A 13,964-nucleotide genomic window follows, 5' to 3' on the forward strand; every position below is an offset into this window, starting at 1 on the left:
TCTTAAATAAAATTATCTGCTAAGCAAAATCGTGTCATGACGCACATCGCATCGACAAAAACCGTTATTTAACAATATATTAACTGTTACAACGTTAAGCCTTACCACTTAAACGGGTTAATTGACGCTGATCGCAGCCATAATATCTTTTCGTCATAGATGAATGAAAAAAACAGTCTTCATTAACGAGATATGCCGCAAAAAATGGCTGCGACAGCCTGTTTATAACATGCAATAATCAGCGGCTAATCTGTTATACATCAAGAGTCCAGCACGTTTTCGTACTCATTTTTGCGTAAGGCGAAGGATCATTTTTATGAAGCTGAAGAACACCATTCTGGCGACGACCTTGTTATCTCTGTTAGCAGCTAACGCATATGCTGCGCAGGAACTGACGCCGGAAAAAGCGGCCGCGTTGAAGCCATTCGAACGTATTAATATCACCGGCCGTTTCAACGCGATTGGCGACGCTGCCGACGCGGTGTCAAAGCGCGCAGATGAGATGGGCGCCACCTCTTATTACATTCAGGGCATCAATGACAGTAACGGAAACAGCGGCAACTGGCGCGTGACAGCCGATCTCTACAAAGCCGATGCCGCTAATGCCGACAGTGACAAACATCAATACCGTAGCTTCAATGGCGTGAAAGAATTGCCAAAAAATGAAGCCTTCATGCTTGAACCTTTCGATACCGTATCAGCCAGCGGTTTCTTTGCCAGCCAGCCGGATGTCAATGACGCCATCTCTAAAGCAGCCAAAGAGAAAGGGGCAGCCTCCTTCTTTATCGTGCGCCAGATTGATGCCAACAACGGCGGTAACCAATACGTTACGGCTTACGTTTATAAAGCGGATGCCAAAGCGCGCAAGGTGCAAAGTCCTAACCTGATCCCAGCCAATTCCGAAGCCGGTAAAGCGGCTATCGCTGCGGGCGGCGCGGCAGCGAAGAATGTCGAGATTCCTAATGTTGCGTCTTCAGAAACACCAAGCAACAATGTTGGACGCTTCTTCGAAACACAAAGCTCCACCGGTAAACGTTACACGGTAAATTTGGCAAACGGTAAATCAGTTCAGGAAGTCAACGCCATTACCGCTGCGCAGATGCAGCCGTTTGATACCGTGACCTTCACCGGGCATTTTGGATCGCCTACCGAAATTTCTGAAGAAGTCGCTAAACGTGCAGCCGATAAAGGCGCTAAGTTCTATCACGTGACGCGTCAATGGCAGAACCAAAGTGGCGGTAACCTGACTGTTACCGCAGACATCTTTAAGTAAGATTCTCAGGGCGGCGCCCGCCGCCCTGTTATTTGCATAATCCCTGCCCGCTTTTGCATATTCACGCATTGCCATCTCATTCAGCACTCCGTAAAATCTTCCGCCTGCTTTTCAGGGTATTTCATCGTTCCTGTCGCTTAAGCTACGATATAAATTCGATAAATGCCGTTTTACCCAGCCACTTATGCTAGCAGGAAGGATGTTTTGGAGAAAAAATTAGGTCTTAGTGCCTTAACGGCGTTGGTGCTCAGTTCTATGCTGGGTGCAGGCGTGTTCAGCTTGCCGCAGAACATGGCGGCCGTAGCCGGTCCGGCGGCGTTGCTGATTGGCTGGTTGATCACGGGCGTAGGGATTATTTTTCTGTCGTTGGCTATGTTGATGCTTACGCGTCTCAAACCCGAGCTAGATGGCGGCATATTCACCTATGCGCGAGCAGGATTTGGCGAACTCATGGGGTTTTGCTCGGCGTGGGGATATTGGCTTTGCGCGGTTATCGCCAACGTCTCTTATCTGGTGATCGTTTTTTCCGCGTTGAGCTTCTTCACTGACACACCCGATCACACTGTTTTTGGCGATGGCAATACCTGGCAAGCGATGTTGGGAGCGTCCGTTTTGCTCTGGCTGGTGCATTGTCTGGTGCTTCGTGGCGTACAAACCGCAGCCAGCATCAATCTTTTAGCCACTTTAGGTAAATTGATCCCCCTTTTGCTGTTCATTGTCCTGGCGGTGATGGCGTTCAATTACGACCGATTCCACTTTGATTTTTCCGGCGTCACGCTTGGCCAACCGCTGTGGGAACAGATCAAGCAAACCATGCTGATCACCTTATGGGTTTTCATCGGGGTTGAAGGCGCAGTGGTTGTTTCCTCTCGTGCACGCAATAAAAAAGATGTAGGCCGTGCAACCTTGCTGGCGGTGCTTGCCGCGTTATTGGTCTATTTACTGGTGACGTTGCTTTCATTAGGCGTTGTGCCGCGAGCAGAACTGGCAGAGATGCGTAATCCTTCCATGGCGGGTCTGATGACGCATTTAATGGGAAATTGGGGTGATGCAGTGATTGCTGCCGGATTGATTGTGTCCGTCTGTGGCGCTTATCTGAGCTGGACGATAATGGCAGCAGAAGTTCCCTTTATCGCTGCGCAGCAAGGTGCGTTCCCGCGCAGTATTGCACGTCAAAACAGCCGCAACGCCCCATCAGCCTCGCTTTGGCTGACCAACGGGAGCGTTCAGGTTTGCCTGATCCTTATTGCCCTGACAAAGGCTGATTATAATACGCTGCTTAATATCGCCTCAGAAATGATTCTGGTGCCCTATCTGCTAGTGGGTTTGTATCTGATTAAAGTGGTGCGAGGAAAAGGTCAACCGCTGCCAATGGCTATCGGCATCGGTGCCAGCACTTATGGCATTTGGCTGCTTTATGCCTCTGGTCCCCTGCATCTACTGATGTCAGTGGTGCTTTATGCGCCGGGTCTGCTGCTGTTTCTGTTTGCCCGTCGTGGCGGGCGAAGCGATATTGCGCTTACGTCGCTTGAGCGCGTAGCAATGGGATTGTTGATTGCTGCCACGTTGCCCGCAATGTGGCAGCTAACGAATTAATGTGATTGTTCGGGAATGGAGACACACAGCAGGTCAACCTGCTGTGTTAAATCGACCGGCTTGCGGTATTCCTGCTGGATGCTGTCGAGCTGCTGCTCGGAGAGCGGATAAGGAAGCTGGATATCAAAGCGGTTAATGTGCTGCTGTTCAGCAAGGGTGATCAAACGAGCGATGTTAATCTCGTCGCTGACCTGAGTTGAAATGATTTGTAATGCTAATTCTTTCAGGTGCTCGTCAGTGGCCTGTAAACTGTGCGCAGATTTGCGTGTCACCATGCCGAAGATCGGCAACACGCCATAAATGGCATCAACAAAACTCCAACGTTTCTTGCAAGATGCGGAAAGAAAATCACTGTAATTGAAGCAGATGCGGTCACTGTATATGGCTGATGCCAGCTCTTTATCAGACACACTCACGCTCCTCATGTTTATCGTTACGGTTCCGAAACTTGCGCAAAAAACGCAGGGCTAATGATGGCACATTTTGCGGGTTCTATACCAGTAACATAAGGATATTTCGTGCGGTCGCGTAGAGCTCAGGACCAGGAAAAGTTATGCTGCATTCCATACTTACATGCCTTGTTAGTAAAATATGAACAGAATCGTTTACGTTGAAGATGAACCTGAAGTGGGATCACTGATTGCCGCTTATCTGGGACGTCATGATATTGAGGTCATTGTAGAAACGCGCGGGGATCGTGCCGAGGCAACCATTGCCCAGGAACAACCGGATCTGGTGATGCTGGATATCATGTTGCCGGGCAAAGATGGCATGACAATTTGCCGTGATTTGCGTGCAAATTGGCAAGGTCCCATTGTGTTGCTGACGTCGCTCGACAGCGACATGAACCACATCCTGGCGCTTGAGATGGGCGCGCAAGATTACATCCTTAAAACCACGCCCCCGGCTGTTTTACTGGCTCGATTGCGTCTGCATTTGCGTCAGTCACAGCAAAGTCAGCCTGGCGAAGCCCCTGCGATCATCGCACCGCATAAAATGCTGCGTTTCGGCTCACTAACCATCGACGCACTTAATCGCCAGGTGACGCTGTTCGATGAGCAGATCGCCCTTTCCACCGCTGATTTTGAGCTGTTGTGGTTTTTAGCCAACCATGCCGGACAGATCCTCAACCGCGATGCGCTGCTGAAAACCTTACGCGGCGTAAGCTACGATGGCTTGGATCGCAGTATTGATGTTGCCATTTCGCGCCTGCGCAAAAAGCTGCATGACAGTGCAACCGAACCTTTTCGCATAAAAACCATTCGTAACAAAGGCTATCTTTTTGCGCCGCAGGCGTGGGATACCCGTTCAGTATGAGAAAGCTTTTTATCCAGTTTTATCTGCTGCTGTTTGTCTGCTTTCTGGTGATGACGTTGCTGGTGGGATTGGTCTACAAATTCACCGCTGAACGTGCCGGGCGACAATCAATGAATGACTTGATGGCCAGCTCGCTCTATTTAATCCGCAGCGAACTGCGTGAGATTCCACCACGCGACTGGAATAAAACCGTTAAAAGTCTCGATCTCGGTTTGTCGTTTGATCTGCATATTGAACCGATGAGTAAATATCAGCTTGATGAGATCGATATGCGGCGCCTGCACGCGGGTGAAATCGTCGCCCTCGACGATCAATATACTTTCTTGCAGCATATCCCGCGCAGCCATTACGTTTTATCTGTCGGCCCCATTCCCTATCTGTTCTACCTTCATCAAATGCGGCTGTTGGACATCGCACTGCTGGTGTTCATCGGCATGTCGCTGGCGCTACCGGTCTTCATCTGGATGCGTCCGCACTGGAAAGAGATGCAGCGCTTAGAAAAAGCAGCGCAACGATTTGGCCGAGGAGAACTGGATGTTCGTACCCATTTTGACAGCACCTCCAGCCTGTTTCGCTTAGGTATTGCCTTTAATCAGATGGCCGAAAACATCAATACGCTGGTGGCCAGTAAGAAGCAGCTGATTGATGGCATTGCCCATGAATTGCGCACGCCATTGGTGCGGCTGCGCTATCGGCTCGAGATGAGCGATAACCTAACGGAAGCGGAGCTAGCGGCATTGAATCGTGATATCGGCCAGCTTGAAAGCTTAATTGAAGAGCTGCTGACCTATGCGAGACTCGATCGCCCGCGTGTCGATTTAAATCTTAAATCATTGGATTTGGCCAATTGGTTGCGCGAGCGGCTTGATGATTTCCGCGCGATTAATCCTCACACGCAAATCGATCTGGATTTACCTCAACGAGAAAATTACGGCGTTTCAGATACTCGATTAATGGAGCGTGTACTGGACAATTTGGTCAACAATGCGCTGCGCTATGCGCAGCAGCGGCTGCGTATCAGCCTGTGGTTTGACGGTTCGCTGGGCTTTTTACAGGTTGAAGATGATGGCCCCGGCATTCCCCTTGAGGAGCGCGAACGGGTGTTTGAACCTTTTGTTCGTCTTGATCCCAGCCGCGACCGCGCCACTGGCGGCTGCGGGCTGGGTCTGGCGATTGTTTATTCTATCGCTCAAGCGTTAAGCGGCAATGTCGCCATTGAAAGCAGCCCGCTCGGCGGTGCCAGCGTTCGCTTTTGCTGGCCGGTTGATCTACCCTTGCGGGACATTCCGCTGCGTTAAAACTTCCACAAGGAGCCCTACGTGTCCTCAGCGTATCAACAGCTTAGCGCCATCTTTCAGCGTCTTTCTCGTTTCAGCCATCTTTCTGCCATTGCCGGTTGCGATATGCAAACCACCATGCCGCCGGGCGGCAGTCGTGCGCGCGGTGAAGCACTGGCCGAAATGAGCGTATTACAGCATGAAATTTTAACCGACAAACGCGTCGGTGATTTAATTCAGGAAGCAGAGCAGCAGTCGCTGAACGACGTTGATCGCGCTAATTTACTGGAAATACGCCGCGCTTATCAGCAAGCCACACTCTTGCCCGCCTCGCTGGTTGAAGCAAAATCGATTGCCGGTTCACATTGTGAACATGCATGGCGTCAGCAGCGTCCCGCTAACGACTGGAAAGGCTTCTCTGCCAACCTGAAAGAAGTGGTTCGCTTAAGCCGCGAAGAAGCCCAACTGCGTGCCGATGCCAACGGCAGCTCGCGCTACGATGCGCTACTGGATGTCTTCGAGCCAGGCATGACCAGCGCTAAACTCGACAGCACATTTGGTGAGCTTAAAACCTGGTTACCGGACCTCCTCCAGCAAGTGGTGGAGAAGCAGTCGCAGCAGGAGATTATCCATCCGAAAGGCCCTTTCCCCGTTAACGCGCAACGCGAACTGGGTCTGGATATCATGAAGGTGCTGGGTTTCGATTTTAATCATGGTCGTCTTGACGTCAGCGCCCATCCATTTTGCGGTGGTGTGCCGGAAGATGTACGCATCACCACGCGTTATAACGAGAATGAATTCCTCAGCGCCATGATGGGCGTCATCCATGAAACCGGCCACGCGCGTTACGAGCAAAACTTACCGCAGCAGTGGCGTGGTCAGCCGGTAGCGCTCGCACGTTCCACTGCCATTCACGAATCGCAAAGTCTGTTCATGGAAATGCAGTTGGGCCGCAGCCGCGAATTCCTGCAGCGCATGTTGCCGCAGGTAAAAATACACATGGGCGACCAGCCCGCACTGCAGGCTGATAACTTTGTTCGTTTAACACAGCAGGTGAAGCCGGGATATATTCGCGTAGATGCCGATGAGCTGAGCTATCCAGCACACGTGGTGCTGCGTTACGAAATCGAACGAGCGCTGATCGAAGGCGAGATTGAAGTCGACGATATTCCTGCCTTATGGGATGAGAAAATGCAGCAGTCGCTGGGCATTGATACCCGCGGCAACTATCGCGACGGCTGCATGCAAGATATTCACTGGACCGACGGCGCATTCGGCTACTTCCCGACCTACACCTTGGGTGCGATGTACGCGGCGCAGCTGTTCCAGGCGGTGAAAAAAGCGATTCCGCAGTTAAGTGAGCTGATTCGTGAAGGGGATTTGCAGCCGGTATTTAACTGGCTACAACAGAATATCTGGCAGCACGGCAGCCGTTTTTCAACCGAGCAACTGCTGTTGAACGCCACTGGCGAAGCCCTTAATCCACACTATTTCCGTCAGCATCTTGTACAACGTTATCTGCACAACTAAGCTTTCGGCGGTCGTTTGGCCGCCCTCTTTTCTCATTGCCTTCCTCGCTTCGTACAATCCGTTACACGCCGATACCAATCACCCACGGAAGCCGTGACGGGTTTTGCATATAGTCTTTTCACCGGCCCCGCAGTGGGCTACACATGAAAAAATCGTCCGAGGAATTTTGCAATGAAAAAATTATTTGCGCTGGTGATCGCCGCTGCTATGGGTATCTCTTCTGTTGCTTTCGCTGCTGAAACAACAGCTGCGCCAGCTGCTGCTGCCACCACAACCACCACCGCAGCGCCAGCAAAAACTGTGCATAAAACTGCACACAAGAAACATCACAAAGCGGCTGCCCAGAAAGCGCAGGCTGCTAAAAAAGTTCATCACAAAAAAGTGGCGAAGAAAGATGCCGCTCAAAAAGCACAGGCCGCTAAGAAAGTTCACCACAAGAAAGCGATGAAGAAAGATGCGGCTCAGAAAGCGCAGGCTGCTAAGAAAGTTCATCACAAAAAAGCTGTGAAGAAAGCCGCTCCGCAGAAAGCGCAGGCTGCTAAAAAAGTTCATCACAAAAAAGTTGTGAAAGCTGCTGCTAAAAAATAAGGCTTAGTCCTGAAGCGTGAATGATTAAAAGCACCCGGTTTTGCCGGGTGTTTGTTTAATGGAGTGGCTGAAATGGTGCATCGCTATCGCTTCGAAATTATATTGATTGTGATGATCCTGTGCGGCGTAGTCGCAGCCTGCTTTTTTATTTAGTCGTTGTAGTGTGCTGATAATCCCAATAAAACTCCCTTTTTAACCGCTCACCGACTATAGTTATCGCTCAAGCGTGATGACCTTATCCTCTACTTATTCTCGCCATTGAGAGAACTATGCGCCTGGCTATCTTGTTACTTGTTGGATTATTCAGTTTTAACACCGTTGTACATGCCGATGAAGATGATGACGCGCCCAATCCTGACGAGATCAAGACGCTGTTCTTTGGTAAAGATCACCGTAAAGCGATCAGCGATATCACCGCTGTACCTTGGGATGCCATCGGTCAACTTGAAACCGAGAGCGGCAACCTGTGCACGGCTACGCTGATTTCACCCCATCTGGCGTTAACTGCTGGTCACTGTTTGTTAACCCCGCCCGGTAATTTTGATAAACCGGTGGCGCTGCGTTTTATGGCCAGCGATAAAGGCTGGCGCTATGAAATCCACGATATTGATGCGCGCGTTGAACCTTCACTGGCTAAACGTTTAAAGGCTGATGGCGAAGGATGGATCGTCCCGAGCAATGCGGCTCCGCTTGATTACGGCTTAGTGATTCTGCGTAATCCGCCCTCGGCTATTACACCTATTCCGCTGTTTGAAGGCTCGCGCAGCGATCTTACTGCCGCGTTGAAACAAGCCGATCGTAAAGTGACACAAGCGGGATACCCTGAAGATCACCTTGATACTCTCTACTCGCACAGCGACTGTGTGATTACGGGCTGGGCGCAGCGCGCGGTGCTATCACATCAATGTGATACGCTGCCCGGCGATAGCGGATCGCCTCTGTTACTGAATGGTGATAAAGGCTGGCAATTGATAGCGGTGCAGAGTTCAGCCCCGGCGGCTAAAGATCGTTATCTGGCGGATAATCGCGCCATTTCCGTGACGTCGTTCCGCGATAAACTGGAAGCGCTGGCGCAGTAAACGTTTGGCAAAAGCGCATGTGACAGCAATAACCGACACGCGTTGATAAGGCTTCAATCCATATTTAGCCTCGCCCGCCACATCCTTGTGGCCGAGGCTTTATGACTTATTACGCATTGATGCCAAACACCTATCCGGCAATCTGCTCCATGCTCTGCATAATACGTTTATCTGAGATCGGATAAGGCGTGCCAAGCTGCTGAGCAAATAAGCTGATCCTTAACTCCTCAATCATCCAGCGAATATTCAGCACCTCTTCGTCATCCAAACGCTGTGGCGGCAGTTTATTGCGCCATGCCTGATAAGCCTGCTCAACTGCCTGCACACGGAGCATGCGCGCACGATCGCTGTGCGGATCGACAGGCAATTTCTCCAGCCGACGCTCAATGCCCTGCAAATAACGCAACGTATCCGCTAAATGTTTCCAGCCGTTGCCCGTGACAAACCCACGATAAACCAAGCCATTCATCTGCGCTTTGATATCGGAAAGCGCAAGAGCCAGCGTCATATCAACACGCCCTTTCAAACGCTTGTTGATGTTGAACACCGCGGTCAAGATCTGCTCAACCTGCTTCGCGATGGTGACCACCGTTTCATTCAGCTCAGCGCGAACTTTTTCATGCAGCTGGGCAAAATCGTCCTGTTGCCAGGCTGGCCCGCCCGCCTCTGCGATCAGCTTATCGATTCCGCAGGCGATACAGTCATCTATCAGCTCCAGTACTTTGCCGTACGGATTGAAATAGAGTCCCAGCTTGGCTTTGTTCGGCAGTTTCTCGTGCAAATATTTAACCGGCGACGGGATGTTAAGCAGCAGCAAGCGGCGTTGACCGCGCCACATCATTTTCTGCTGCTCCTGCTCGCTGTCGAACAGGCGAATCGCGACGCTATCCTTTTCATCCACCAGCGCTGGCCAGGCTTTTACCTGATAACTGCCGCGCTTCTGTTCATAGCTGCGCGGTAAATCACCAAAGCTCCAGATATGCAGGCCGCTCTGCTCCAGCCCGTCATCTGCCACTTTCGACAACGTTTCCTGCACTTTCCCTTTAAGCTGCGCTTTCAGCGCCGTTAAATCTTTGCCTTCCTGCAGCTTACGATTGTGTTCATCGATAATGCGGAAGGTCATTTTGAGATGATCGGGTACCTGTTCCCATTGCCAGTTTTCACGTTCCAGCGTGACGCCGGTCATACGACGAAACTCTCGCGCTAACGCATCCAACAGCGGCATTTCCATCGCGGTCACGCGCCCTAAGAAGGCGTCGGCATAGTTGGGTGCGGGCACCAAATTACGGCGCAGCGGCTTCGGCAGCGATTTAATCAGCGCAATGACGAGTTCGCGGCGAATGCCTGGGATCTGCCATTCGAAACCCTGATCCTCAACCTGATTCAGCAGCGGCAACGGAATATGCACCGTCACGCCATCCGCATCGGCGCCGGGTTCAAACTGATAACTCAGCTTCAGTTTGAGATTGCCTTGATGCCAGAAGTTCGGGTAGTCAAGCTGACTAACCTTATCCGCGCCCTCTTTGATCAGCATCTGCTTATCAAAGTTGAGCAGTTCCGCATTCTCGCGGCTGGCCCGCTTCCACCAGCTGTCGAAATGCTTAGCGGAGACCACCTCTTTGCCGACGCGCTGGTCATAAAACGCAAACAGCGTTTCATCATCGACTAAAATGTCACGACGACGTGATTTGTGTTCCAAATCTTCGACTTCGCTGCGCAACTTCTGATTGGTGCGGAAAAAGGCGTGACGCGTCTGCCAGTCACCTTCCACCAGTGCATGGCGAATAAACAGCTCACGGCTCAATGTCGCATCAATGCGACCATAATTGACTTTGCGGCCCGCAACGATAGGCAACCCATAAAGCGTGACTTTTTCCGTCGCCATCACCGCGCCTTGAGCCTTCTCCCAATGCGGTTCGCTGTAGCTGCGTTTGATCAAATGCTGTGCCAGCGGCTCGATCCATTCTGGATCGATGCGTGCAGCGATGCGGCCCCACAAGCGGCTGGTTTCCACCAGTTCAGCCACCATTGTCCATTTGGGCGGCTTTTTGAACAAACCAGAACCCGGGAAAATGGCGAAGCGTGCATTGCGTGCGCCGGTAAACTCTTGCTTGTCGGCATCTTTTTGGCCGATATGCGATAACAAACCTGTCAGCAACGCACAGTGAACTTCGCGGAACCCAGCGGGTTCGCTGTTAACAGGGATCCCCAGTTCACGTACCACCTGACGCAGTTGCGTGTAAATGTCCTGCCATTCGCGCACGCGTAAGTAGTTAAGAAAATCGGTTTTACACTGGCGACGGAACAGATTGCCGGACAACGCCTTTTGCTGCTCGCTGAGGTAATTCCACAGATTAACGAAGGCGAGGAAATCGGACTCTTTATCAGCGAAGCGGCGATGCTTTTCATCCGAAGCCTGCTTTTTCTCCGCCGGACGTTCACGCGGATCCTGAATCGACAAGCCCGCAGTGATAATCATCACTTCACGTACGCAGCCATATTTTTGCGCTTCCAGCACCATACGGGCCAAACGCGGATCGACCGGCAACTGCGCCAGCTGGCGTCCTGAAGGGGTGAGTTTGTAGTGCCCATCCTCTTCGTTCAGCGTCAGCGCGCCCAGCTCTTCCAGCAGGCGCACGCCGTCCTGAATATTGCGGCGATCGGGCGCTTCCACAAACGGGAACGCAGCGATATCGCCTAATCCCAGCGCGGTCATCTGCAAAATTACCGAAGCCAGGTTGGTACGCAAAATTTCAGGATCGGTAAAGGCCGGGCGACTCAGGAAATCATCTTCGGAAAACAGGCGAATACAGATCCCTTCCGATACGCGCCCGCAACGCCCTTTACGCTGATTTGCCGACGCTTGAGAAATTGGCTCAATCGGCAAGCGCTGCACTTTGGTACGGAAGCTGTAGCGGCTGATACGCGCGGTGCCGGGATCGATAACATATTTGATACCCGGCACGGTCAACGAGGTTTCTGCCACGTTGGTTGCCAGCACAATGCGACGTCCGCTGTGCGACTGAAACACGCGGTTTTGCTCAGCATTGGATAAGCGCGCGTAGAGCGGCAAAATCTCGGTATGCGGTAAGTCACGCTTGGTGAGTGCATCCGCGGTATCACGGATTTCACGCTCGCCGCTCATGAATATCAAAATATCACCGGCGCTTTCATGGCCCAGCTCATCAACGGCATCGAAAATGGCTTGTAACTGATCGCGGTCGCCATCGTCAGCGTCTTCCACAATCGGGCGATAACGCACTTCAACCGGATAAGTACGGCCTGAAACTTCAATTACCGGCGCGTTATTAAAGTGACGTGAAAAACGCTGTGGATCGATAGTGGCTGAAGTAATGATGATTTTCAGATCGGGACGACGCGGCAACAGCTCGCGCAGATAACCCAACAGAAAATCGATGTTAAGACTGCGCTCGTGCGCCTCATCGATAATAATGGTGTCATATTGCAGCAGCAGGCGGTCTTGCTGAATTTCTGCCAGCAAAATACCGTCAGTCATCAGCTTCACTTGGGTCGTTTCGCTGACCTGATCGTTAAAGCGCACCTTGTAACCGATGCAGCCACCCAACGAGGTATCCAGCTCATCCGCAATACGGTTCGCTACGGTACGTGCAGCCAGGCGACGTGGCTGCGTGTGGCCAATCAGCCCTTTCACGCCGCGTCCCAGCGTTAAGCAAATTTTTGGCAGCTGCGTGGTTTTACCCGAACCGGTTTCACCGGCCACGATCACCACCTGATGTTCGCGAATCGCGTCAGCAATCTCTTGCTGCTTTTGGCTGACCGGCAAATTTTCGGGGAAAGTGATGGTTGGCGTGGCCGCGATGCGCTGTGCAACACGCTGTTCAGCTGCGGCAAAATCTTGCTCCAGCTCCGCCACAATCCCTTGTTGCGCTTCACTATTTTTAACTTTTTTTGCGCCATGCAAACGACGCTGCAAACGCTGCCGATCGCGCAGCATCACAGCATCAAGCCGCGACCAGAGCGGCGCGAGAGAAGAATTATCCGGTGATGACATAGTAATGACGTACCTTACTCAGACGGTGTCGCTGTGAAATACAGCGCCCAATGGGGCTGGGATAACCAGCTGATTCAATAAAATAATTGTGCGCATAATAGCACATTTCAGGCGTTGCCGAGACCGGGCGCACGTGAAGCTTATTCAATAAATTCGAACATAGATCTCGAAATATTGCGCTTTCACCGTGCCGCTGATATCCGTAGAGTGTAAAGCATTGAGCGGGAAGCCTTCCGCATAACAGACAGGAAAATACCATGAGCAAAGTTTTAGTTCTGAAATCCAGTATCCTTGCAGGCTATTCACAATCAAGCCAACTGGCTGACTTCTACGTTGACCAGGCTAAAGCCAACGGTGACGACGTTACCGTTCGTGACCTGGCAGCAAACCCGATTCCGGTACTGGATGGTGAACTGGTTGGCGCACTGCGCCCGTCTGACGCGCCACTGACACCGCGTCAGCAAGAAGCGTTGGCGCTGTCTGATGAGCTGATCGCTGAACTACAAGCCCATGACGTGGTTGTTATTACTGCGCCTATGTACAACTTCAACATCCCAACGCAGCTGAAAAACTACTTCGACCTGATTGCGCGTGCTGGCGTCACGTTCCGTTACACCGAAGCGGGCCCAGAAGGTCTGGTTAAAGGTAAGCGCGCAGTCATCCTGTCCAGCCGTGGTGGCATTCATAAAGACACCGCTTCTGACCTGTTAACGCCATACGTGAAGCTGTTCCTTGGCTTCATCGGTATCAGCGACGTTGATTTCGTCTTCGCTGAAGGCATCGCTTACGGTCCAGAAGTGGCAACCAAAGCCACTGAAGATGCTAAAGATGCAATCAAGCAGATTGTTGCTGCTTAAGCTTTTGATGCCGTTGTACCTTGCCGGGCTTAATGCCCGGCTTTTTTATGCGCGTTAACCTGTGAATAAATGCTGTCGCGACGGTTACTTCTTTAGCCACTGTCCGTTTATCCCACGCACATACTCACCCGCTTCGGCCCTTCTCACCAGTTTTTGCCCGGCAATGCTGGCCACGTCTGAGGTGGTGAGATTGTTTTGCTGCGCCAGGCGCTGATACTGCGCGCTGCGCCCTTCATTAATGCGCTTAACCAAAGCCAACGTCTCATTATCCTGCTCACGGGCAGCGATATAGCCGGAAAGCGTTTCGCCTACCCGACCTTGCTGGCGCGCTTCATCCAACGTGATCGCCCACGCCGGTTGGGCAACTATCCAGACCAAAAGCAGCACGGCGCTGATGCGTTTCATGCAGTTTCT

General features: G+C 51.7%; 11 protein-coding genes. 8 read left to right on the top strand and 3 right to left on the bottom strand.

The features are described from left to right. Nucleotides 1-316 precede the first annotated feature (316 nt). Together ydgH and SC127_RS21910 are read left to right on the top strand one after the other, a co-directional pair. The gene (gene ydgH / locus SC127_RS21905) at nucleotides 317-1,273 is read left to right on the top strand and encodes a DUF1471 family protein YdgH (protein ID WP_215846763.1); all 957 of its coding nucleotides are present in this window, start codon (nucleotides 317-319) and stop codon (nucleotides 1,271-1,273) included. Nucleotides 1,274-1,477: 204 nt separating this feature from the next. Then, nucleotides 1,478-2,869: an amino acid permease gene (locus SC127_RS21910; protein ID WP_243077881.1), complete on the top strand. Its 1,392-nt coding sequence runs from the start codon at nucleotides 1,478-1,480 to the stop codon at nucleotides 2,867-2,869. On the opposite strand, the gene SC127_RS21915 is transcribed toward SC127_RS21910, so the two are convergent. After that, nucleotides 2,866-3,279, bottom strand: a complete 414-nt coding sequence (locus SC127_RS21915) for a hypothetical protein (protein ID WP_215846761.1) — start codon at nucleotides 3,277-3,279, stop codon at nucleotides 2,866-2,868. The genes SC127_RS21910 and SC127_RS21915 overlap by 4 nt on opposite strands. 181 nt (nucleotides 3,280-3,460) lie before the next feature. On the opposite strand from SC127_RS21915, the gene rstA reads away from it, so the two are divergent. The 5 genes from rstA (at nucleotide 3,461) to SC127_RS21940 (ending at nucleotide 8,660) form a co-directional block, all read left to right on the top strand. Continuing rightward, a complete protein-coding gene (gene rstA / locus SC127_RS21920; RefSeq protein WP_215846760.1) occupies nucleotides 3,461-4,186 on the top strand; it encodes a two-component system response regulator RstA in 726 nt (241 codons plus the stop codon). Then, nucleotides 4,183-5,484, top strand: a complete 1,302-nt coding sequence (rstB, locus tag SC127_RS21925; protein ID WP_243077880.1) for a two-component system sensor histidine kinase RstB — start codon at nucleotides 4,183-4,185, stop codon at nucleotides 5,482-5,484. Before rstA ends, rstB begins: the two co-directional genes overlap by 4 nt. A gap of 21 nt (nucleotides 5,485-5,505) precedes the next feature. After that, on the top strand, nucleotides 5,506-6,993 hold the full coding sequence (locus tag SC127_RS21930) for a carboxypeptidase M32 (protein WP_332628131.1): 1,488 nt from the start codon (nucleotides 5,506-5,508) through the stop codon (nucleotides 6,991-6,993). Between the two features lie 171 nt (nucleotides 6,994-7,164). Then, entirely contained in the window at nucleotides 7,165-7,581 is a 417-nt protein-coding gene (asr, locus tag SC127_RS21935; protein WP_215846757.1) for an acid resistance repetitive basic protein Asr, read from the top strand. A gap of 269 nt (nucleotides 7,582-7,850) precedes the next feature. Then, nucleotides 7,851-8,660: a trypsin-like serine peptidase gene (locus SC127_RS21940; protein WP_243077877.1), complete on the top strand. Its 810-nt coding sequence runs from the start codon at nucleotides 7,851-7,853 to the stop codon at nucleotides 8,658-8,660. Nucleotides 8,661-8,790: 130 nt separating this feature from the next. Here the strand turns inward: SC127_RS21940 and hrpA are convergent, their stop codons facing one another. Continuing rightward, the gene (gene hrpA, locus SC127_RS21945; protein ID WP_332628135.1) at nucleotides 8,791-12,693 is read right to left on the bottom strand and encodes an ATP-dependent RNA helicase HrpA; all 3,903 of its coding nucleotides are present in this window, start codon (nucleotides 12,691-12,693) and stop codon (nucleotides 8,791-8,793) included. Between the two features lie 257 nt (nucleotides 12,694-12,950). Between hrpA and azoR the strand changes: the two genes are divergently transcribed. Next, the gene (gene azoR / locus SC127_RS21950) at nucleotides 12,951-13,550 is read left to right on the top strand and encodes an FMN-dependent NADH-azoreductase (RefSeq protein ID WP_215846755.1); all 600 of its coding nucleotides are present in this window, start codon (nucleotides 12,951-12,953) and stop codon (nucleotides 13,548-13,550) included. An 84-nt stretch (nucleotides 13,551-13,634) separates the two neighbouring features. Here azoR and SC127_RS21955 read toward each other — a convergent pair whose 3' ends face one another. Next, nucleotides 13,635-13,955: a YdbL family protein gene (locus SC127_RS21955; protein WP_243077875.1), complete on the bottom strand. Its 321-nt coding sequence runs from the start codon at nucleotides 13,953-13,955 to the stop codon at nucleotides 13,635-13,637. Nucleotides 13,956-13,964: the final 9 nt, after the last annotated feature.

The sequence above is a fragment of the Pantoea sp. T14 genome (assembly GCF_036663535.1).
GTDB classification, from domain to species: domain Bacteria; phylum Pseudomonadota; class Gammaproteobacteria; order Enterobacterales; family Enterobacteriaceae; genus Pantoea; species Pantoea phytostimulans.

Excerpts from the sequence above, each read along its gene's own strand:
- rstB (WP_243077880.1), top strand. The coding sequence starts at position 4,183 with ATGAGAAAGCTTTTTATCCAGTTTTATCTGCTGCTGTTTGTCTGCTTT.
- asr (WP_215846757.1), top strand. The coding sequence starts at position 7,165 with ATGAAAAAATTATTTGCGCTGGTGATCGCCGCTGCTATGGGTATCTCT.
- ydgH (WP_215846763.1), top strand. The coding sequence starts at position 317 with ATGAAGCTGAAGAACACCATTCTGGCGACGACCTTGTTATCTCTGTTA.
- SC127_RS21955 (WP_243077875.1), bottom strand. The coding sequence starts at position 13,955 with ATGAAACGCATCAGCGCCGTGCTGCTTTTGGTCTGGATAGTTGCCCAA.
- azoR (WP_215846755.1), top strand. The coding sequence starts at position 12,951 with ATGAGCAAAGTTTTAGTTCTGAAATCCAGTATCCTTGCAGGCTATTCA.
- hrpA (WP_332628135.1), bottom strand. The coding sequence starts at position 12,693 with ATGTCATCACCGGATAATTCTTCTCTCGCGCCGCTCTGGTCGCGGCTT.
- rstA (WP_215846760.1), top strand. The coding sequence starts at position 3,461 with ATGAACAGAATCGTTTACGTTGAAGATGAACCTGAAGTGGGATCACTG.
- SC127_RS21940 (WP_243077877.1), top strand. The coding sequence starts at position 7,851 with ATGCGCCTGGCTATCTTGTTACTTGTTGGATTATTCAGTTTTAACACC.